Below are 21,633 nucleotides of genomic sequence, written 5' to 3'. Positions count from 1 at the left end.
ATGCTCGACTTCCTGCGCGCCAAACATTCGCGGGTCCTGGTCTGGACCCTGCTCGTGCTGCTGGTCATCGGCCTCGCCGGTTTCGGTATCGGCAACAGCGGCGCCTTGACCAGCGACGACGTGGCGGTGGTCGGCGACCGCTCGATCAGCGAGGCCGAGTATGCCCGCGCGCTTGACCGCGAGGTCCGGACGCTCTCGAATCGGCTCGGCCGCGCGCTGCCGATGTCGGAGGCGCGGCAATACGGCATGGACACCATGGTCCTCGCGCGCCTCGTCAACGACGCCGCGCTCGACGAGGAGGCGGACCGGCTCGGCCTTTCGGTCGGCGACGACGCGGTTGGCGCGCAGGTGATGACCGTCAACGCCTTCCGCGGCCCCGACGGCAAGTTCGACCGCCAGACCTACGAGATGACCCTGCGCAACAACGGCCTCGATCCCGCCGACTTCGAGGAGGATCTGCGCCGCGAGACCACCCGCGAGATGCTGGCGAACGGCGTGCAGTCCGCCGCCGCCGCGCCGGTTTCGGCGGCGGCGACCATCCTCGGCTATCTCGGCGAGCGCCGCGGCTTCGACTGGATCGAGATCGGGCCCGCCGCGCTGCCCGAGCCGGTGCCTGCCCCGACCGAGGAGCAACTGCGGGCCGAGTACGACGCGCATAACGACCGCTACACCCGGCCCGAAACCCGCCATGTCACCTATGTCAGCGTCGCCCCCGAGACGCTCGCCGCCAGCATCGAGGTGCCCGAGGCCGACCTGCGCGCCGCCTATGACGCGGAACCCGCCCGGTTCAACACGCCGGAGCGGCGCGCGCTCGACCGGATCGGCTTTGCCACCGACGCGGACGCGGCGGCGGCGAAGGCCCGGCTCGACGCCGGCGAGATCGATTTCGACGCGCTCGCCGTCGAGCGGGGCCTGACGTCCGACCAGATCGACCAGGGCGATGTCGCGGCCGCGTCGCTGACGCCGGCCGCCCGCGCGGCGGTGTTCGGCGCGACCGAGCCCGGTATCATCGGACCGGTGTCGAGCGCGCTTGGCCCGTCGCTCTACCGGATCAACGCGATTCTCGCCGCCACCAGCACCCCCTTCGAGGCGGCCCGCGACGAGCTCCGCCAGGAGCGCGCGCTGAAGCTCGCCGCCGACAGGATCGCCGCCGACACCGCCGCGATCGAGGATCTGGTCGCCGGTGGCGCGACGCTCGAAGAGATCGACACTGAGACCGAGATGACCCTCGGCACCATCGAGCTCACCGCCGCGACCACCGACGGCATCGCCGCCGACCCCGCCTTCCGCGACCTCGCGACCCAGTCCGAGGTCGGCGAGACGACAGACGTTGTCGAACTCGCCGGCGGCGGCCTCGTCGCGCTGCGGGTCGATTCGATCGACGCGCCAGCCTTGATCCCGCTGCCCGAGGTACGTGATCGGGTCGCCGCCGACTGGACCGCGGCCGAGACCGGCCGGCGCCTGACCGCCGTGGCGCAAGGCTTCGGGGACGAGGTGCGGGGCGGCCTTCCCTTCGCCGATCTCGCCCGGCGGCTCGGGCTCGCGCCGATCGCGGCCGCGCCCGGGACCCGCGACGCGGTGGCGCCGGGCGTGTCACCCGAGTTGATGACCGACATCTTCGCCACGGAGCAGGGCGCGCTCGTGACCGCGCCGGACGCGGGCGGCTCCGGGTTGGGCGTCGTGCTCGCTCAGCTGACAGCGATTCAGCCGTTCGATCCGGAGGCCGAAGCCAACAAGACGGCCGTGCTCAATGCCGAGACCCAGCTGCGCGGCCAGGTCGCCGAGGATCTGCTGGCGCTCTATACCGGCGCGCTGCGTGACGCGGCCGGCGTCACGCTGCACCAGAACCAGCTCGACGCCGTGCTGACCCGCTTCCCGTGAGCCGCCGCCCCATGAGTTTCCGCCCCGTGATTCTTCGCCGATGACCCTGTTCCCCGCGTTCGAAGCATTCGCCGAAGCCCATGCGCGCGGCGAGAACCAGCTGGTCTGGACCCGGCTCGTCGCCGATCTCGATACGCCGGTCAGCCTGATGCTGAAGCTGACCGAGGCGCGCAAGGACAGCTTCCTGCTCGAAAGCGTGACCGGCGGCGACGTGCGCGGCCGCTTCTCGATCATGGGGATGAAGCCGGATCTGATCTGGGAATGCCGCGGCGCCCGCGCCAGGATCAACCGCTCCGCGCGCTTCGATTCCGACGGATGGCAGGACGAAGCCGCCGCGCCGCTCGACAGCCTGCGCGCGCTGATCGCCGAGAGCCGGATCGACATTCCGGCCGAGTTGCCGCCAATGGCCGCCGGCCTGTTCGGCTTCCTCGGCTATGACATGGTGCGCCTGGTCGAGCATCTGCCGGACGTCAATCCCGACCCGCTCGGCCTGCCCGATGCGCTGATGCTGCGGCCGTCGGTGGTGCTGGTGGTCGATGGCGTGAAGGCCGAGGTGACGGTGATCAGCCCGGCCTGGGCCAATTCCGGCCTGTCGGCCCGCGCGGCCTACGCCCAGGCGGCGGAACGGGTGATGGACGCGGTGCGCGATCTCGACCGCGCGCCGGCGGCGGCGACCCGCGACCTCGGTGCCGCGCCTCCGCCCGCGGCGCCGGTCTCCAACACCAGCCATGCGCGCTATCTCGAGGTCGTCGCCCGGGCCAAACACTATATCGCCGCCGGCGACGTCTTTCAGGTGGTGCCGAGCCAGCGCTGGGCGCAGCGGTTCGACCTGCCGCCCTTCGCGCTCTATCGCGCGCTCCGGCGGACCAATCCCAGCCCCTACATGTTCTATTTCAACTTCGGCGCCTTCCAGGTGATCGGGGCGAGTCCGGAGATCCTCGTGCAGGTGAAGGGCGGCCGCGTCACCATCCGCCCGATCGCCGGCACCAGGCGCCGCGGCGCCACCCCGGCCGAGGACGCGGCGCTGGAGGCCGAGCTTCTCGCCGATCCCAAGGAGCGGGCCGAACATCTGATGCTGCTCGACCTCGGCCGCAACGATGTCGGCCGGGTGGCGAAGATCGGCAGCGTCGACCCGAACGAGCAGTTCATCATCGAGCGCTACAGCCACGTCATGCATATCGTCTCGAATGTCGACGGCGAGCTGGCCGAGGGCGAGGACGCGCTCTCGGCGCTGCTCGCCGGCCTGCCCGCCGGCACGGTCTCCGGCGCGCCGAAGGTGCGGGCGATGCAGATCATCGACGAACTCGAGAGCGAAAAGCGCGGAGTCTATGGCGGCGGCGTCGGCTATTTCTCGGCCGGCGGCGACATGGATATCTGCATCGCGCTGCGCACGGCGGTGGTCAAGGACGCGACGCTCTATATCCAGGCCGGCGGCGGCGTCGTCCACGACAGCGACCCCGAGGCCGAGTTCGAGGAAACGGTGAACAAGTCCAAGGCCCTGACCCAGGCCGCCCGCGACGCCGCGCTCTTCGTCGGCCCCGGCGGCGCCAACGGCTGACCGAACCCCTGGGACAAACGCCGCCTAACGGGCCCGCGCCGCGTTTTCCACGGTGCGGATGAAAACATCGTTGTCGGCGCAGAGCTGAAGAATCGATTTCGGCGGCGCGATGTCGGTGAAGAAACCGTCGAGATCGGCGAGGCTCGCGATCCTGACCGGCGCCGCCATCTTGAACTTGGTATGATCGGCGACGAGATAGCTCTTGCGGGCGTTCTTGATCAGCGCCTGCGCCACCCGGACCTCGCGGAAATCATAGTCGAGCAGCGAGCCGTCGGGATCGACCGCCGCCGAGCCGATGATCGCGTAATCCACCTTGAACTGGCCGATGAACTCCGCCGTCACGTCGCCGACCAGCGCACCGTCCGCCCGGCGCAGGATGCCGCCGGCGACGATCACCTCGGAGTTCGGGCTCGTCGCGAGGATGTTCGCCACGTTGAGGTTGTTGGTGATCACCATCAGGTTGCGATGCTTCAGCAGCGCGCGGGCGACGGCCTCGGTCGTGGTCCCGATGTTCATGAAGATCGAGACCCCGTCCGGGATCTGCCGGGCCACCATGCGGGCGATGGCGTCCTTCTCCTCGGAGGCGAGGCTGCGCCGATCCTCGTAGCCGAGGGCGATCACCCCCGACGGGATCATCGCGCCGCCATGCACCCGCGTCAGCTGGCCGACATCGCAAAGCTCGGCCAGATCGCGCCGTATCGTCTGGGCGGTGACATTGAAATGCGTGGCGAGCCCTTCGACCGTGACCTTGCCGGCGTCCCTCGCGATTGTCAGGATCTCGGAGTGACGGAAGTTCTGGGCCATGCTGCTCGCGACTGTTGCTGATTTCGTCATAGAACGCGCGTCGAAGGCGCGCAAGCGCGCGCAATAAACTTGCGGCGCGAATGGCGGGGGCGACACGGGCGGAAGGTACCCTCATATCTGGCGGCCCTCTCCCCGCGTGGCGCGCGGTCGCGGGACATGTTTCGCGGTGGATCGGAGAATGCGAGCACCGTGCCCGCCCCAAAGCCGCGCCTTGACAGAACGCGCCGCCGGATGCCCCCTGCGTTCCGGACGAAGCTCCATGCGAAACGGAGCACCGGGGAGGGACGCGATGGGTCACGTGCTCGCCATCGACCAGGGCACGACCTCGAGCCGTGCCATCGTTTTCGACGCCGATCTCAATGTCGTCGCCTCGGCGCAGGAGGAATTTCCGCAGATATTCCCCAATTCCGGCTGGGTCGAGCATGATCCGGCCGGAATCTGGTCGACGACCGCCGCCGTCTGCGGGGGCGCGATCGAGCGGGCGGGGCTTGCGCCGGCCGCCATCGCCGCGGTCGGCATCACCAACCAGCGCGAGACGACGCTGGTCTGGGACCGGCGCACCGGCGAGCCGATCCACAATGCCATCGTCTGGCAGGACCGCCGCACCGCCGGCCTCTGCGCCGAATTGCGCGCCGCGGGCCTTGAGCCGATGATCGCGCGGAAGACCGGCCTGCTGCTCGATCCCTATTTCTCGGGCACCAAGATCCGGTGGTTGCTCGACAATGTCGAGGGCGCACGGGCGCGGGCGGCGGCCGGCGAACTCCTGTTCGGCACGATCGATACCTTTCTCATCTGGAGGCTGACCGGCGGCGCGGTCCATGCGACCGACGCGACGAACGCGGCGCGCACACTGCTCTATGACATCCGCGAAGGTCGCTGGGACGCCGAGATCTGTGGGCTGCTCGGCGTACCGATGGCGATGCTGCCCGAGGTCCGCGACTGCGCCTCGGAATACGGGATGACGCGGGCCGATCTCTTCGGGCGCGAAATCCCGATCCTCGGCGTCGCCGGCGACCAGCAGGCCGCGACGGTCGGGCAGGCCTGCTTCCAGCCCGGCATGCTGAAATCGACCTACGGCACCGGTTGTTTCGCCCTGCTCAACACCGGCGAGCGGCTGGTGGAGAGCCGGAACCGGCTGCTCGGCACCATCGCCTATCAGCTGGACGGCAAGCCGACCTACGCGCTCGAAGGCTCGATCTTCGTCGCCGGCGCGGTGGTGCAGTGGCTGCGCGACGGGCTCGGCATCATTCGCGCCGCCGGGGAAACCCAAGGTCTCGCCGAACGCGCCGACCCGAACCAGCGGCTCTATCTGGTCCCGGCCTTCACCGGACTGGGCGCGCCCTACTGGGATGCCGAATGCCGCGGCGCGATCTTCGGCCTCACCCGCGGTTCCGGTCCCGCCGAATTCGCCCGCGCCGCGCTGGAGAGCGTCGCCTACCAGACCCGCGACCTCGCCGAGGCGATGCGCGCCGACTGGGGCGCGGGCGAGGACACCGTGCTGCGCGTCGATGGCGGGATGAGCGCCTCGGACTGGACCATGCAATGCCTCGCCGACATCCTCGGCGCGCCGGTCGACCGGCCGCGGGTGCGCGAAACCACCGCGCTCGGCGTGGCATGGCTGGCCGGAATGCGCGCCGGCCTCTATCCGGGGCCCGCCGAATTCGCGCGCTCCTGGGCGCTGGACCGCCGGTTCGAGCCGGCGATCGAAGCGGGCGCCCGGGAGAAAGCCTATGCCGGATGGAAGGACGCGGTCCGCCGCACGCTGACGCGCGGCTGATCAGGACGGGTCCGGCCGGGGCATGTCAAGAAACCATATCAAGCGGCATCCGGGGCTGTGAGCTTGTCTCATTTCGCGTGCCCGGCGCGGCGCCGGTGTTTTCTGTCCGCGCGGCTTGCGGGAATGCGCGCGGGCCTGTATCCGGGGCCTGCCGGATCTGCGCGCTTCCAGGCTCTTGACCGGCGGTTCGAGCCCGCGACGCGCGCCGGACGGCGCGAAGGAATACACGCGGGTCGGCGCGCGCTGACCTCACAGTCCTGAAGTAAGGGAAATCGAGAAATGACGGTCAAGGTTGCAATCAACGGCTTCGGGCGCATCGGGCGTAACGTGCTGCGCGCGATCATCGAGTCGGGCCGGACCGATATCGAGGTCGTGGCGATCAACGACCTCGGCCCGGTCGAGACCAATGCCCACCTCGTGCGCTATGACAGCGTCCACGGTCGTTTCCCCGGCACCGTCACCGTCTCCGGCGATACGATCGACGTCGGCCGCGGTCCGATCAAGGTGACGGCGGTCCGCAACCCGGCGGAACTGCCCTGGGGCGATGTCGATATCGCCATGGAATGCACCGGCATCTTCACCGACAAGGAAAAGGCGAAGATCCACCTTGAAAACGGTTCCAAGCGCGTTCTGGTGTCGGCCCCGTCGGGCGGCGCCGACAAGACCATCGTCTATGGCGTGAACGACAAGACCCTGACCAAGGACGATCTCGTCGTCTCCAACGCCTCCTGCACGACGAACTGCCTCTCGCCCGTCGCCTATGTCCTCGACAAGACCGTCGGCATCGAGAAGGGCTTCATGACGACGATCCACAGCTATACCGGCGATCAGCCGACGCTCGACACCATGCACAAGGATCTGTACCGCGCCCGCGCGGCCGCCCTCAGCATGATCCCGACCTCGACCGGCGCGGCGAAGGCGGTCGGCCTGGTGCTGCCCCAGCTCAACGGCAAGCTCGACGGTGTTGCGATCCGCGTGCCGACCCCGAATGTCTCGGTGGTCGATCTGGTGTTCATCGCCAGGAAGGCGACGAGCGTGGCCGAGATCAACGACGCGATCAAGGCGGCGGCGGACGGCGAGCTGAAGGGCATCCTCGGCTATACGCTGGAGCCGCTGGTATCGTCGGATTTCAACCACGACCCGCATTCGTCGGTGTTCCACATGGATCAGACCAAGGTCATGGACGGCACGATGGTCCGCATCCTGACCTGGTACGACAACGAATGGGGCTTCTCCATCCGCATGGGCGACACCGCCGTCGCCATGGGCAAGCTGATCTGAACAGACGCGGGGGACCGGTGAAATCCGGTCCCCCTTCCTTGGCGCCCGCGGCTCAGACGATGCCGCCCGAGCCCGCCTCCTTCGCCGGCCGCGCCGCGCTGACGCGGGCGCGGTAGCCGCTGGCACGATAGGCGGCGATCGGGTCGGCCGCGGCGCCCTTGTCGATTCGGACCTGCGCGAGGAGCGGCGAGACGTCGGTGCGGAAGGCGCGTTTCAGGGTCTCGGAGGCCATCAGCGCGTCGTTCGTCTCCTGACAGGCGTCGAGCGCCGCGCGATCGACGAGCAACGCCTGGGCATAGGCGCGCTGGATCTCCGTCGCGGAGCTGATCAGGCTCTCGATCGGATCGGTCACATTGTGGCTCTGGTCGATCATGTAGGCCGGCGCCGGCCCCTCGATCCCGACGAGTTCGTTGAAGATCAGGAACAGCCGATAGGGGTCGATCGACCCGGAATCGAGATCATCGTCGCCGTATTTCGAGTCGTTGAAATGGAAGCCGCCGAGCTTGCCGGCATGGACCAGCCGCGCGACGATCATCTCGATATTGGTATTCGGCGCGTGATGGCCGAGATCGACGAGGCACTTCGCCCGGTCGCCGAGCGTCTGGGCGATCATCAGGTTGCTGCCCCAGTCGGCGACCACGGTGGAATAGAACGCGGGCTCGTACATCTTGTGTTCGGTAAAGAGCGTCCAGTCCTCGGGCAGCGCGGCGTAGATCTCGGCCGTCGCGGCGAGGTAGCGCTCGAACTGCCGCCCGAAATGCGCCTGACCGGGGAAGTTCGACCCGTCGCCGATCCAGATGGTCAAGGCCTTGGCCCCGAGTTCCCGCCCGAGCTCCACGCAGGCGATGTTGTGCGCCACCGCCTGATCGCGCACCGCCTTGTCGGTATGCGACAGCGAGCCGAACTTGTAGCTGAGCGCCTGCCCCGGGCTGTCCGAGAAGGTGTTGGAATTCATCGCATCGAACCCGAGGCCCCATTCCGCCGCCTTGGCGCGGAGGTCGGCGGCCGGCGCCCTGTCCCAGGGGATATGCAGCGAGACGGTCGGCGTGGCGCCGGTCAGCTGCTGGATCACGCCGCAATCGTCCAGCTTGTCGAACACGTCGCGCGGCTCGCCGCCGCCGGGGAAGCGGGCGAAGCGGGTGCCGCCGCTGCCCACGCCCCAGCTCGGCACCGCGACGCCGAAAGCCGCGACCTTGCGCGCGATCTCGGCGATGGCGACGCCGCGGCGATCCAGCACCTCGCCGAGCCGGTCGTAGTCGGAGCGGACGGCGGCCTCGGCCGCGTCGTTCGCTTCCAGGATGATGCCGTTGTCGAGCATGGATTCCTCCCCGGCGTCCGCGCGCCGTATTGTTGTTGGGGCCGGCGTCAGCGGGTGAAGGACTGCACGTTGCCGGCATCGACATTGACGATGTTGCCGGTGGATTTGGCCGAGGCGTCGGACGCGAAGAAATAGTTCGCCTCGGCGATGTCCTCGGGCAGGACGGAGCGTTTCAGCAGGCTGCGCTGGCGGTACATCTCCTCCAGCCCCTCCTTGTCGGTGGCGTAGGTCGAGGAGCGCTGGTCCAGCCATTCGCCGGACCAGATCCGCGAGCCGCGCAGCACCGCGTCGGGGTTCACCACATTCACCCGGATCCCCTCCGGCGCCCCTTCGAGCGCGAGGCAGCGGGCGAGATGGATCTCCGCCGCCTTGGCCGTGCAATAGGCCGAGGCGTTGGGCGAGGCGGCGAGGCCGTTCTTGGAGGCGACATAGACCACCGACCCGCCGATGCCCTGCCTTTTCAGGAGCTTGAACGCTTCGCGGCTGACCAGGAAATAGCCGGTGGCGAGGATGGAGATATTGCGGTTCCAGAGGTCGAGCGTCGTCTCCTCGATCGGGGCGGAGGAGGCGATGCCGGCGTTCGAGACCACGATGTCGACACCGCCGAATTCCACCGCGAGCGCGTCATAGGCGGCCGCGACCGCCGCCTCGTCGGTGACATTCGCCACCACCGCGCGCACCATGTCGGCGCCATGGCGCTTCGCGAAGCCCGCGCGGACCTCCTCGACCGCGCCGGCGTCGATATCGGCCAGCATCACGCAGGCGCCCTCGGCCAGATAGCGCTCCGCCGTCGCCGCGCCAATGCCGCCGGCGGCGCCGGTGATGACGGCGACCCGCCCGGCGAGCGATTTCGGCTTCGGCATCCGCTGGAGCTTCGCCTCTTCGAGCAGCCAGTATTCGATATCGAAGGCTTCCTTCTCCGGCAGGCCCTGATATTCGGAAACCGCCGAGGCGCCGCGCATCACATTGATCGCGTTCACATAGAACTCGCCCGAGATCCGCGCCGTCGCCTTGTCGAGCGCGAAGGTCAGCATTCCGACCCCCGGCACCAGATAGACGACGGCGTTCGGGTCACGGATCGCCGGGCTGTCCGCCTCGCGGCAGCGCTGGTAATAGGCCGCGTAATCTTCCCGATAGGCCGCGACCGCCGCCGGCAGGCTGGCGAGCGTCGCTTCGATATCCGGGTTCGCCGGGTCGAAATCCAGCACCAGCGGCCGGATCTTCGTGCGCAGGAAATGGTCGGGGCAGGAGGTGCCGAGCGGCGCCAGATCGCCGAGCGCGTTCGAGCCGACGAAATCCAGCACCGCGCCCTGATCGTCGAAATGCCCGACCTTGTAGCGTTCCTTCGAGATCAGGCCGCGGATCACCGGCATCAACCGCGCGGCGACCGCCCGGCGTTCGGCGGCCGGCAGCGGCTGGACCCGGAGGCCGCCGAAGGCCGGCACATCGGCCGTCCGGTCCGCCAGCCATTCGGCGGCGGTATTGATGATCTCGAGCGTCGTCTCGTAGCAGTGCCTGGCGTCGTCGGCCCAGGTGAAGAGCCCGTGGCTCTCCAGCACCGCGCCGCGAAGTTCCGGGTTCTCGGTCGCCAGCTTCTCCAGCCACAGGCCGAGTTCATAGCCCGGCTTCTTCCACGGCAGCCAGCCGATGGTCCCGCCGAAGATCTCCCGCGTCAGCGCCTCCGAGTTCTTCGAGGCCGCGATCGCGATGATCGCGTCGGAATGGATGTGATCGACGTGGCGGCGCGGCACATAGGCGTGCAGCGGCGTGTCGATCGAGGCCGCGCGCGGATTGAGGTCGAAGGTGCAGTGCGGCAGATAGCCGACCATCTCGTCCTCATGCGCGACACCGCGGTACTTGCCCTTCAGCGCGCGGAGCTTGTCCATGTAGAGCGTGGAAAACCCGTCGAGCTTCATCGAGCCGATATCCCCGCCCGAGCCCTTGACCCACAGCACTTCCACCGTCTCGCCGGTCAGGGGATCGGTCTCCGCGACCTTGGCCGAGGTATTGCCGCCGCCATAGTTCGTCACGCGCTTGTCGGAGCCGAGCAGGTTCGAGCGATAGAGCAGCTTCTCCGGCTCGCTCATCGGCGCGGCGACCGCGTCGTCCCAGGCGTTGCGAATCCGGGGCTCCGGCGACTTGTCCAGCATCTGGCATCCTCCCTGCGCGTGCCCCGTTCGCTGATCGGGGCCTGCCTTTCTTTCGCGCGACTCGCGGCTCGAGTCAATCATAAACGATCAAAAACATTCATATTGCGACTGCGAACGATTGATTGTGATGTTTTTTGATTGACGATCGGCCGAATCGCCGTCAATGTCGGCGTCAGGGAGAACACGATGCACGAATCCGAACGCCACAGGGTCATTCTTTCCGCCGCTCAGGCGAAGCCCTTCGTTTCGGTTTCGGAACTGGTGGAACTGACCGACAGCTCGGAAGCCACTATCCGGCGCGACATCGCCACACTGCATCTGAAGAAGAAATTGCGCCGCGTTCGGGGCGGGGCCGAGGCCATGGCGCCGATGCCGGTGACGAGCCTGACCGGCCGACCCTTCGCGCTCAATGCTTCGATCAATATCGCGCAGAAACGCGCAATCGCCCGCTCGGCGGTCGAGCTTTGCGACGACGGCGATGCGATCATCATCAATGGCGGCACCACGACCTTCCAGATGGTGCATCCCTTGGCCACGCGGCGGTTGCAGGTCTTCACCAATTCCTTTCCGATCGCGGAGCATCTGCTGCACCATTCGCGCAACGTCGTGATGCTGTCGGGCGGCACGATCTATCGCGAGCAGAACATCGTGCTTTCGCCTTTCGAGAACGACGTCACCCGCAATTTCTACGCGCGGCGCATGTTCATGGGCGCGCAGGGCATCGCCCCCCTGGGGGTCATGGAAGCCGACCCGCTGATCATCCAGGCGGAGGAGAAACTGATCGGCCAGGCCGACGAGGTCGTCCTGCTGGTCGATTCGTCGAAATTCACCAAACGCTCGGCGCTGATCCTCTGCCCGCTGTCGCGGATCCAGACGGTCATCACGGACGAGAGGGTCGAGGACCGCCACGCCGCCATGCTGGAGGAGGCGGGCGTCCGGCTGATCGTCGCGCCCTCCGGCGCGGCGAGGGAAGAAGACGGGGCGGGATCCGCCAGCGCCTAGGCGCGAGAAGAATGAGCACCTGACAACCGGGTGCCCTGAACGACCAGAACAAATGGGAGGCTCTACGAAATGAACAGATTCTTCACCGGCGCGACGCTCCTCGCGGCGCTTCTCGCCTCGACGGCGGCGATGGCCGATCCGGTCAAGGTGGCGATCGTCGCCAAATCGCTCGGCAACGGCTTCTTCGAGGCGGCCGCGCGCGGCGCCGAGGAAGCGGCCAAGGAAATCGGCAATATGGAGATCATCTATACCGGTCCCACCTCGACCACCGCCGAGGGCCAGATCGAGGTGATCAACGCGCTGATCGCGCAGAAGGTCGATGCCATCGCCATTTCCGCCAACGACCCCGACGCCGTGGTCCCGGCGCTGAAGAAGGCGATGCAGCGCGGGATCACCGTCATCTCGTGGGATTCCGGCGTGGCGCCCGAGGGCCGCGAGATGCATCTGGCACCCTCGTCCTCGCCACTGATCGGCCAGACGATCATCAAGCTCGCCGCCGACGAACTGCCCGAGGGCGGCGAAGTGGCGGTCCTGTCGGCGACCTCGACCTCCACGAACCAGAACGCTTGGATCGAGGAGATGAACAAGGTGATGGGCGACTATCCGAACATCAAGGTGGTCGCGACGGTCTATGGCGACGACCTCGCCGACAAGTCCTATCGCGAGACGCAAGGGTTGCTGCAGACCTATCCCGACCTCGACGCGATCATCGCGCCGACCAGCGTGGGTATCGTCGCGGCGGCGCAGGCGGTGTCGGACGCCGGCAAGATCGGCAAGGTCAATGTGACCGGCCTCGGCCTGCCGTCGGAAATGGCGGGCGCGATCGCGAGCGGCGCGTCGAAATCCTTCGCGATCTGGAACCCGGTCGATCTCGGCTACGCGGCGGCGACGATCGCCTACGAGCTCGCGACCGACAAGGTCGAGGCGAAGCCGGGAGCCGAGATCCCGATGGGCCGGATCGGCACCGCGACACTCGACGCGAACAACGAGGCCGCGATGGCGACGCCGTTCAAGTACGACAAGTCCAATATCGATGAGTTCAAGTCGATCTTCTGAGCGACTGACCGAAAACTCCCGAGGTCCGGCCTGTCCCGGACCCCGGCGCCGGAAGCGGCGCTTTCGAGAGGCGCGTCCCGGGTGAAGGCCCGGGGCGGCGACTCCATCAGAGGATTTTTCCATGCAAGCGTTCCAACCGCCGCGCGGCCCGGCCGCGCACCCGGCCATCACGGCGCCGGCGCTGTCGCTCCGGGGCATTTCCAAGGCCTTTCCCGGCGTGCAGGCGCTCGGTGGCGTCGATCTCGACCTCTATCCGGGTGAGGTGACCGCGCTGATCGGCGAGAACGGCGCGGGCAAGTCGACCATCGTCAAGATCCTGACCGGCATCTACCAGCCCGACGAGGGCGAGATCACGGTCGCCGGCGCCCCGACCCGCTTTCCCGCGGCGATCGACGCGGCGCGGGCCGGCGTCACCGCCATCCATCAGGAGACGGTGCTTTTCGACGACCTGACCGTCGCCGAGAACATCTTCCTCGGCCATGCGCCCCGCGGGCGCTTCGGCCTCATCGACTGGGGCCGGATGAATGACGAGGCGGCGGCGCTTCTCGCCCGCGTCGGCGCGTCGGTCGATCCGAAGGCGCCGCTCCGCGACCTCGGCATCGCCTCGAAGCATCTCGTCGCCATTTCGCGCGCGCTCTCGATCGACGCGCGGGTGGTGATCATGGACGAGCCCACCGCGGCGCTCAGCCAGAAGGAGATCGAGGAACTCTACGACCTGATCGAGCGGCTGCGGGCCGACGGCAAGGCGATCCTGTTCATCAGCCACAAGTTCGACGAAATCTTTCGCATCGCCGACCGCTACACGGTGTTTCGCGATGGCCGCCTCGTCGGCGCCGGCCTGATGGCGGACGCGACCGAGAGATCGCTGGTCGCGATGATGGTCGGGCGTGAAATGGACCGGATCTTCCCCGCGCGCCAGCCGGTGATCGGCGAGGAGGTGTTGCGGGTCACCGGCTATTCGCATCCGACCGAATTCGCCGACATCAATTTCACGCTGCGCCAGGGCGAGATCCTCGGCTTCTACGGCCTGGTCGGCGCCGGGCGGTCGGAATTCATGCAATCCTTGTTCGGCGTCACGCGACCCGCCAGGGGCGCCTGCCGGATCGACGACAAGGTCGCCGTGATCCGCTCCCCCGCCGAGGCGATCCGCCGCGGAATCGTCTATGTCCCGGAGGATCGCGGGCTTCAGGGCGCGATCCGCTCGATGCCGATCTTCGAGAACCTCACCCTGCCCTCGCTGGCCCAGGTATCGCGCCACGGCTTCTTGCGGATGGCCGAGGAATTCGCCCTGACCCGCCTCTATGCCGAACGGCTGGAGCTGCGCGCGGCCAGTCTCGACCAGCCGCTGGGCCTGCTCTCGGGCGGCAACCAGCAGAAGGTGGTGATCGGCAAGTGGCTTGCGACCAGACCCAAGGTCATCATCCTCGACGAGCCGACCAAGGGCATCGACGTCGGTTCCAAGGCCGCGGTGCATGAGTTCATGGCCGAGCTCGCCGCGCAGGGGCTGGCGGTCATCATGGTCTCGTCGGAAATCCCGGAGATCCTCGGCATGTCCGACCGCGTGATCGTGATGCGCGAGGGGCGAATGGTCGGAACCTACGACCGCGCGGGCCTGACACCGGAGCGCCTCGTCCGCGCCGCCGCCGGCCTCGCCCATGAGGAGGCCGCATGACCCGCTTCATCCGCTCGCGCGAGGCGATCCTCGCCGCCGCCATTGTCGCGCTGATCCTGCTGGTGGAGACGCGGTTCCGCGGCTTCGCCGGTCCCGGGAACCTCGCCGCGATCTTCAACGACAGCTCGATCCTGATCATCCTGGCGCTCGGCCAGATGGCGGTGATCCTGACGAAATGCATCGATCTCTCGGTCGCCGCCAATGTCGCGCTGACCGGCATGGTCGTCGCCATGCTGAACGCCGCCGCCCCCGGCCTGCCGGTGCCGCTGCTGATCGCCCTCGCGGTGCTGCTCGGCACCTGCCTCGGCGCGGTGAACGGGCTGCTGGTCTGGAAGCTCGGCCTGCCGCCGATCGTCGTCACGCTCGGCACCATGACGATCTTCCGGGGCACGATCTTCCTCTTCGCCAGCGGCGCCTGGGTCAATGCCCACCAGATGAGCGCGGCCTTCAAGGGCTTCCCCCGCGCCTCGCTGCTCGGCCTGCCGATGTTGTCCTGGATCGCGATCCTGACCGTGGTCCTCGCCGCCGTCCTGCTCACCCGCACCCCGCTCGGCCGCGCCTTCTACGCCGTCGGCGGCAACGAGCACGCGGCGGTCTATGCCGGCATCTCGCCCGGCCGGACACGGTTCCTGGCCTTCACCCTGATCGGCGGGCTGGCCGGACTCTGTGGCTATCTCTGGGTCAGCCGCTACGCCGTGGCCTATGTCGAGGTCGCGTCGGGCTTCGAACTCGACGTGATCGCCGCCTGCGTGATCGGCGGCGTCTCGATCGCCGGCGGCATCGGCTCGGTCGGCGGCGCGGTGCTTGGCGCCCTGTTCCTCGGTGTCATCAAGAACGCTCTGCCGGTCGCCGGCATCTCGCCCTTCTGGCAGATGGCGATTTCCGGCCTCGCGATCCTGCTCGCCGTCGCCTTCAACGCCCGGGCCGAACGCCGGCGGGGGCGCGTCATCCTCAAGTCCGCCGAAGGAGCCAGCGCATGACCACCGCGACCCTCGGACCCCGCGCCGTCCGGTTGATCCCCGACCGGCTCACCACGACGCGCCAGCGGGTCCTGCGATCCTGGGAGACGCTGCTGGTCGTGGTGGCGGTGCTCATCTTCACCGCCAACGCCTTCGCCTCGCCCTATTTCCTCGATCCCTGGAACCTCTCGGACGCGAGTTTCAACTTCACGGAAAAGGCGATGATCGCCTTTGCCATGGCGCTGCTCATCATCTCGGGCGAGATCGACCTTTCGGTCGCGGCCATCGTCGCCCTCGCCTCGACCGCGATGGGCTACGCCGCGCAGGCCGGGGCGGGCACCCCGGCGCTGGTGGCGATCGGCCTCGGCACCGGGCTCATCTGCGGGCTGTTCAACGGCACGCTGGTCACCCGCTTCGGCCTGCCTTCGATCGTGGTGACGATCGGCACCATGAGCCTCTTTCGCGGCATCTCCTACATCGTGCTCGGCGACCGGGCGTTCAGCGGCTATCCCGATGGTTTCGCCTTCTTCGGCCAGGGCTATGTCGGCTGGGTCATCACCTTCGAGCTGGCGCTGTTCGCCGTGCTGGCACTCGGCTTCGGCATCCTTCTCGGCCGGACCACCTTCGGGCGGCGGGTCTATGCGATCGGCAACAATGCCACCGCGGCCCGCTTCTCCGGGGTCAAGGTCGAGCGGATCAAGATGACCCTGTTCCTGCTGACCGGCCTGCTCTCCGGCATCGCGTCGATCTGCCTGACCTCGCGTCTCGGCTCCACCCGTCCCTCGATCGGCGCGGGAATGGAGCTTGAGGTCGTGACCATGGTCGTGCTCGGCGGGGTCTCGATCCTCGGCGGTTCCGGCACGATCTTCGGCGTGGTCATGGCGGCGCTAATCATGGGGATGGTCACCTTCGGCCTCGGCCTGCTGAACGTGCCCGGCATCGTCATGTCGATCTTCATCGGCCTGCTGCTGATCGCCGTGATCGCCGCCCCGCGCCTCGTCGCCATGGCCCGGCGATGACCGAGCGCATCGCCTTTCGCATGCGCCTGCATCCTGGGCGCGAGGCGGAGTACCGCCGCCGCCATGATGCGATCTGGCCCGAACTCACCATCCTGCTGAAGGCCGCCGGAATCTCGGACTATTCGATCTGGCTCGACCGCGAGACCGGCGCGCTCTTCGCCACCCTGCTGCGGACGGAGGGTCACGGCATGGACAGCCTGCCGCTCGAGCCGGTGATGCGGCGCTGGTGGGAACATATGGCCGACATCATGGCGACCGAGCCCGACGGTGCCCCCACCGTCGCCGCGCTCGAGCCGATGTTTCAACTGGATTGAGACCTTGGACCCGTCCCACGTCGCCGTCATCGACTTCGGCAAGACCAATGTGAAGCTCGCCATCGTCGATCTCGCCGCCGAGCGCGAGGTCGCCGAGCGGCGCATGCCGAACGAGGTTCGTCAGGACGGCCCCTTCCCGCATTACGATACCGAGCGGCATTGGCGCTTCCTGCTCGATTCCCTGGGCAAGCTTGGCGCCGACTGGCCGATCGGGGCGATCGCGATCACCACGCACGGCGCCACGGCCGCGCTGGTCGACGCGGGCGGCGCGCCGGTCCTGCCGATCCTCGACTACGAGCATCCGCTGCCGACCGGCGCCTATGACGCGCTCCGCCCGGATTTCGCGCGGACCGGCTCGCCCCGCCTCGGCGCCGGGCTGAACCTCGGCGCGCAACTTCACTGGCTGTTCACCACCTTTCGGGCGGAGACCGCGCGGACCGCGCATATCCTCACCTATCCGGAATATTGGGCGATGCGGCTTTCCGGCGTCGCGGCGGTCGAGGCGACCTCGCTCGGCTGTCATACCGATCTCTGGAACCCCCGGACCGGCGATTTCTCCACCCTCGTCGATGCGATGGGCTGGCGCCGGCTCCTGCCACCGCTCCGTCGCGCGGGCGAGGTGCTCGGGCCGCTCCTTCCCGAGATCGCCGCGCGCACAGGGCTGGCGCCCGGCGTGCCGGTGCTTTGCGGCATCCATGACAGCAACGCCTCGCTTCTCGCACATCTCAACCGCTGGCCCGCGCCCTTCGCGGTCGTCTCCACCGGCACCTGGGTCGTCGCGATGGCGGTCGGCGCCGCGCCGAAGGCGCTCGATCCGGCGCGCGACCTGCTCGTCAATGTCAATGCGTTGGGCGAGCCCACCCCCTCGGCGCGCTTCATGGGCGGCCGGGAGTACGAGATCATCCGCGCGGGCCGCGACTTCGCCCCGGACGCGGCGGCCCGGGCGCGCGTTCTCGGCCGCGGCCTGATGCTGTTGCCGGCCGTGGAGCCTGACTACGGTCCCTTTCGCGGTCGCCGGGGCGGCTGGACCGCGCGCCCGGGCGACGCCGGCGAGGAGGCGGTCGCGCTCGCCTTCTATCTCGCGCTGACCACCGCCGAGGCGCTCGATCTGCTTGGCGCAGCCGGGCCGGCGCTGGTGGAGGGGCCGTTCGCGCGCAACGCGGACTATCTCGACATGCTGGAGGCGGCCATCGGCCGTCCCGCGCTCGCCGCCGCCGGCGGCGCGACCGGGACCGCGGTCGGGGCGGCCCTGCTCGCGCACGGCATCCGGTCCGCGGCCGGCCGCGAGACGCCTCCGCCACGCCGGACGGATGATCTCGGAGCCTACGCCGCCGAATGGCGACGCCGCGTCCGCGCCGGGGAACCGCCGAACTTCGGGCTCCACGCATCCGCCGGAATGGCGGGATAGGATCCCGCTCCGCCGCGGTCCCTTGCATCATGCGATTGTCGCTTGATCCGCTCGGGGGTGGCCTTGCTGTTTCCTGCCTGATTTGGGGTACACAAATCAGGCCGCGCCTGACTGCCCCCGGCAGGCGCGATACCGCGCCAGCCCAGTCAGGCGCGGCCTGATTGCCGGCGTGCGAGGAAATCCGATGGCCCCTTGGCCTTCGACTGGTCGAAGGCCAACGACCCGGGCCGACAGTCCACTGGACTGTCGCCTGATCCGGTCCGAAGTGCCTTTCGGGACAGGGGACCGAGCCGATCCGCGGGAGGCCGTACTAAGCCCCCATCAGGAACAGGAGCCAGCCGGCGCCGAGCAGCATGCAGAGGATGGTGACCGGAATGCCGGCCTTCGAGAATTCGCCGAGCGAGATGGTCACGCCATGTTTCTGCGCCGTCTGGACGACGATCATGCCGGCGAGGCTGCCGAAGATCACCACGTTGCTGGAAAAGCCGCTGCCGAGGGCGAGGGCCGCGCCGGTCAGTTCCGGGTCGGTGCGCGGCAGATAGGGGGTCAGCAACAGCGCGGCGGGATTGTTGCCGACGATGTCGCTGAGCACCCCCATGGTGAGGAAGCTGGTCATCGGATGGGCGAGATCCACGCCATGGTCGCGCAGCGCCGCGATCATCTCCTGCGGCAGGCCGGTCGCCGCCATCGCCGCGTTGACGATGAAAAGGCTGCCGAGCAGCAGCAGGACCTCGCCATCGACATGCGCCAGCATGTCGGTCGAGGAGAAGCGCCGGTTGAGAAGCAGCACGGCGGCCGCGCCGAGCGCCACGTTCTCGCGCGGCCAGTCCGTCGCCATGAAGGCTATCACCACGACGAGGGTCACCAGCGCGGCTTTCGCGGTTTCCAGCCGCTCGAACGGAATGAAGCTCGGCGCCGCGGCGCCCGCGACCGGCGCCTGAAGCCACTTGCCGCGATAGACGAGCGCCAGCACGCCCCAGATCAGCCCGAGCGACAGCATCGAGGGCAAGAGCGCCGCCGCCATGAAGCCGGTGAAGGACAGGTTCAGCCCCTGGGCGATGATCATGTTCTGCGGGCTGCCGATCACCGTGCCGGCCGCGCCGGTATTCGCCGCGAAGCAGAAGCCGAGCAGCAGCGGCACCGGATTGAGCCCGCGCGCCAGCGCCAGCTGCAGGATCAGCGGCACCATCGCCACCGCGACCACGTCGTTGGTGAGGATCGAGGAGAGCACCGCCGCCACGCCGATCAAGAGGGCGAGCAACCCGCGCGGCCCGAGCGGCAGGCCCGCGACCCACCGCGCCACCCAGTCATAGAAGCCCGAGACGATGAAGGCCGAGGAGACCACCATCAGCCCGAAAAGCAGGGCCACGGTCGGAAAGCTGACCGCCATCCAGGCCGCTTCGGGCGCGATACGGTCGCTGACCAGCAGCGCGATGGCGCCGAGCAGCGCGACCCCGGTCCGGTCGACGCGAAACCCGGGAATGCGCCCCAGCGCCATGCCGGCGTAGGTGAGGAGAAAGATGGTCAGGGTCATGCGGGCGCAAGGTGCACAGCGGCGACGGTCTTGTCGAGACTTGTCGCCGCGGTCGGGCGGGGCGATCGCGCCTGGTTCTTCCGGGCGCCTCCCTTGCGCCTCGCCGGCTTTGTGGTCACCATGCCGCCCCGGCCCTGACGTGGGAGATACGCCGATGCTCGACCATACCGATCTGAAGTCCCTCCTGAAGGATCCGGATCTGCTGCGCGACCAGGCTTTCGTCGCCGGTGCCTGGGTGGGCGCCGACGATGGCGCGGTCTTCGCGGTGACCAACCCGGCGCGTGGCGACGTGATCGCCTCCGTGCCGGACCTGTCCGAAGCCGAGACCGAGCGGGCGATCGAGGCGGCCTACGCGGCGCAGAAGGCCTGGGCCGCGCGCACCGGCAAGGAGCGGGCGTCGGTGCTGCGGAAATGGGCGGATTTGATGATCGGCAACGCCGACGATCTCGCCGCGATCCTCACCGCCGAGATGGGCAAGCCGCTGGCCGAGGCCAGGGGCGAGATCCTCTACGGCGCCAGCTTCATCGAATGGTTCGGCGAGGAGGCCAAGCGCGTCGGCGGCGAGACCATCCCGGGGCATCAGCCCGACAAGAGGATCCTCGTCCTGAAGCAGCCGATCGGCGTCGCCACCTCGATCACGCCGTGGAATTTCCCGAATGCGATGATCGCCCGCAAGGTCGCGCCCGCGCTCGCCGCCGGATGCGGCTTCGTGGCGAAGCCCGCCGCCGAGACGCCGCTCTCCGCCCTCGCCATCGCCGTGCTCGCCGAGCGAGCCGGCGTGCCGAAAGGGCTGTTGAGCGTCATCACCTCGAAATCGAGCGCGCGCATCGGCAAGGTGTTCTGTTCCCATCCGAAGGTCCGCAAGCTCACCTTCACCGGCTCGACCGAGGTCGGGCGGATCCTGCTCGCCCAGGGTGCGCGGCAGGTGCTGAAGATGTCGATGGAACTCGGCGGCAACGCGCCCTTCATCGTCTTCGACGACGCCGATCTCGACGCCGCCGTCGAAGGCGCGATGATCTCGAAATATCGCAACAACGGCCAGACCTGCGTCTGTGCCAACCGCATCTATGTGCAGGCCGGCGTCTATGACGCCTTTGCCCAGAAGCTCGCCGACAAGGTCGGCCAGACGCATGTCGGCGACGGTTTCGACGCCGGCGTCACCCTTGGGCCGCTGATCACTCCGGCCGCGGTCGCCAAGGTCGAGGAACATATCGCCGACGCCACCGCGAAGGGCGCCGAGATCAAGATGGGGGGGCACCGGCATTCGCTCGGAGGCACCTTCTTCGAGCCGACCATCCTGACCGGGGTTACCCGCGAGATGATGGTCGCCCATGACGAGACCTTCGGCCCGGTGGCGCCGCTGTTCCGGTTCGAGACCGAGGCGGATGTGATCGAGCAGGCCAACGACACGATCTTCGGCCTCGCCTCCTATTTCTACGCCCGCGACCTGTCCCGCGTCTGGCGCGTCGCCGAGGCGCTGGAATACGGCATGGTCGGCGTCAATACCGGCCTCATCTCGACCGAGGTCGCGCCGTTCGGCGGCGTCAAGCAATCCGGCCTCGGCCGCGAGGGCTCGCACCACGGCATCGAGGATTATCTCGAGATGAAATATGTCTGCGTCGCGGTCGAACCGGCGCCGTCCTGAGGCTGAATAGAACTCGACCTCGCGAAGGTCATCGGTCAGGGTCCGCGAAGTTGGTGGCAACAAATACCAAATCCGTCTGATTGCTTCGCCTTTGCCCTTCCCCGCCCGGACCTCGCGCAGCCGCCCAAGGCGGCGCCCCGGTCGATGTCCCCGCCGCGCCGCCTGCGACGTCCGAGAGATGCGCGACGTCCGAGCCTCCGCTGCGCGATTTCGAGGTTACGCGAAATCGTGACGGGCGTGCCCTGCCGGGGCTCG

Annotated in this window: 16 protein-coding genes; 12 read left to right on the top strand and 4 right to left on the bottom strand. The window is 68.3% G+C overall.

Annotation, left to right across the window (positions count from 1 at the left end; all coding sequences use genetic code 11):
• Together Q0480_RS05905 and trpE are read left to right on the top strand one after the other, a co-directional pair.
• Entirely contained in the window at positions 1 to 1,881 is a 1,881-nt protein-coding gene (locus Q0480_RS05905; protein WP_299131458.1) for a peptidylprolyl isomerase, read from the top strand.
• Positions 1,882 to 1,921: 40 nt separating this feature from the next.
• Positions 1,922 to 3,439 (top strand): anthranilate synthase component I, encoded by a 1,518-nt coding sequence (trpE, locus tag Q0480_RS05900; protein ID WP_299131457.1) that lies wholly within the window; start codon positions 1,922 to 1,924, stop codon positions 3,437 to 3,439.
• A 24-nt stretch (positions 3,440 to 3,463) separates the two neighbouring features.
• Here the strand turns inward: trpE and Q0480_RS05895 are convergent, their stop codons facing one another.
• A complete protein-coding gene (locus Q0480_RS05895) occupies positions 3,464 to 4,243 on the bottom strand; it encodes a DeoR/GlpR family DNA-binding transcription regulator (protein WP_299131456.1) in 780 nt (259 codons plus the stop codon).
• A 289-nt stretch (positions 4,244 to 4,532) separates the two neighbouring features.
• Between Q0480_RS05895 and glpK the strand changes: the two genes are divergently transcribed.
• Both glpK and gap read left to right on the top strand, forming a co-directional pair.
• Positions 4,533 to 6,020 (top strand): glycerol kinase GlpK, encoded by a 1,488-nt coding sequence (gene glpK, locus Q0480_RS05890; RefSeq protein WP_299131455.1) that lies wholly within the window; start codon positions 4,533 to 4,535, stop codon positions 6,018 to 6,020.
• A 279-nt stretch (positions 6,021 to 6,299) separates the two neighbouring features.
• Positions 6,300 to 7,301: a type I glyceraldehyde-3-phosphate dehydrogenase gene (gene gap, locus Q0480_RS05885; RefSeq protein WP_299131454.1), complete on the top strand. Its 1,002-nt coding sequence runs from the start codon at positions 6,300 to 6,302 to the stop codon at positions 7,299 to 7,301.
• Between the two features lie 52 nt (positions 7,302 to 7,353).
• Here the strand turns inward: gap and rhaI are convergent, their stop codons facing one another.
• Together rhaI and Q0480_RS05875 are read right to left on the bottom strand one after the other, a co-directional pair.
• A complete protein-coding gene (rhaI, locus tag Q0480_RS05880; protein ID WP_299131453.1) occupies positions 7,354 to 8,619 on the bottom strand; it encodes an L-rhamnose catabolism isomerase in 1,266 nt (421 codons plus the stop codon).
• Positions 8,620 to 8,666: 47 nt separating this feature from the next.
• A complete protein-coding gene (locus tag Q0480_RS05875) occupies positions 8,667 to 10,769 on the bottom strand; it encodes a bifunctional rhamnulose-1-phosphate aldolase/short-chain dehydrogenase (RefSeq protein WP_299131452.1) in 2,103 nt (700 codons plus the stop codon).
• Positions 10,770 to 10,955: 186 nt separating this feature from the next.
• Between Q0480_RS05875 and Q0480_RS05870 the strand changes: the two genes are divergently transcribed.
• The 7 genes from Q0480_RS05870 to Q0480_RS05840 all read left to right on the top strand — a co-directional run bounded on the left by Q0480_RS05870 (position 10,956) and on the right by Q0480_RS05840 (position 18,199).
• Positions 10,956 to 11,771, top strand: coding sequence for a DeoR/GlpR family DNA-binding transcription regulator (locus tag Q0480_RS05870; protein WP_299131451.1), 816 nt, complete (start codon positions 10,956 to 10,958; stop codon positions 11,769 to 11,771).
• 69 nt (positions 11,772 to 11,840) lie between these two features.
• The gene (gene rhaS, locus Q0480_RS05865) at positions 11,841 to 12,827 is read left to right on the top strand and encodes a rhamnose ABC transporter substrate-binding protein (RefSeq protein ID WP_299131450.1); all 987 of its coding nucleotides are present in this window, start codon (positions 11,841 to 11,843) and stop codon (positions 12,825 to 12,827) included.
• A gap of 121 nt (positions 12,828 to 12,948) precedes the next feature.
• Positions 12,949 to 14,499 carry a sugar ABC transporter ATP-binding protein gene (locus tag Q0480_RS05860; protein WP_299131449.1) on the top strand — a complete coding sequence of 517 codons (1,551 nt, stop codon included), beginning with the start codon at positions 12,949 to 12,951 and terminating at the stop codon, positions 14,497 to 14,499.
• Positions 14,496 to 15,479, top strand: coding sequence for an ABC transporter permease (locus tag Q0480_RS05855; RefSeq protein ID WP_299131448.1), 984 nt, complete (start codon positions 14,496 to 14,498; stop codon positions 15,477 to 15,479). Before Q0480_RS05860 ends, Q0480_RS05855 begins: the two co-directional genes overlap by 4 nt.
• Positions 15,476 to 16,477, top strand: a complete 1,002-nt coding sequence (locus Q0480_RS05850; protein ID WP_299131447.1) for an ABC transporter permease — start codon at positions 15,476 to 15,478, stop codon at positions 16,475 to 16,477. Before Q0480_RS05855 ends, Q0480_RS05850 begins: the two co-directional genes overlap by 4 nt.
• Positions 16,474 to 16,791: an L-rhamnose mutarotase gene (locus Q0480_RS05845; RefSeq protein ID WP_299131446.1), complete on the top strand. Its 318-nt coding sequence runs from the start codon at positions 16,474 to 16,476 to the stop codon at positions 16,789 to 16,791. Before Q0480_RS05850 ends, Q0480_RS05845 begins: the two co-directional genes overlap by 4 nt.
• A gap of 4 nt (positions 16,792 to 16,795) precedes the next feature.
• Positions 16,796 to 18,199 carry an FGGY family carbohydrate kinase gene (locus Q0480_RS05840; RefSeq protein WP_299131445.1) on the top strand — a complete coding sequence of 468 codons (1,404 nt, stop codon included), beginning with the start codon at positions 16,796 to 16,798 and terminating at the stop codon, positions 18,197 to 18,199.
• Positions 18,200 to 18,509: 310 nt separating this feature from the next.
• Here the strand turns inward: Q0480_RS05840 and Q0480_RS05835 are convergent, their stop codons facing one another.
• Positions 18,510 to 19,733, bottom strand: a complete 1,224-nt coding sequence (locus Q0480_RS05835; RefSeq protein WP_299131444.1) for an SLC13 family permease — start codon at positions 19,731 to 19,733, stop codon at positions 18,510 to 18,512.
• Positions 19,734 to 19,887: 154 nt separating this feature from the next.
• Here Q0480_RS05835 and Q0480_RS05830 point away from each other — a divergent pair, with 154 nt between their 5' ends.
• On the top strand, positions 19,888 to 21,378 hold the full coding sequence (locus tag Q0480_RS05830) for an NAD-dependent succinate-semialdehyde dehydrogenase (protein ID WP_299131443.1): 1,491 nt from the start codon (positions 19,888 to 19,890) through the stop codon (positions 21,376 to 21,378).
• Positions 21,379 to 21,633 lie beyond the last annotated feature (255 nt).

The organism is uncultured Amaricoccus sp. (genome assembly GCF_937891315.1).
Classification (GTDB): domain Bacteria; phylum Pseudomonadota; class Alphaproteobacteria; order Rhodobacterales; family Rhodobacteraceae; genus Amaricoccus.
The sequence above is the reverse complement of the archived record's forward strand: the minus strand, read 5'-3'. Positions and strand labels throughout refer to the sequence as shown.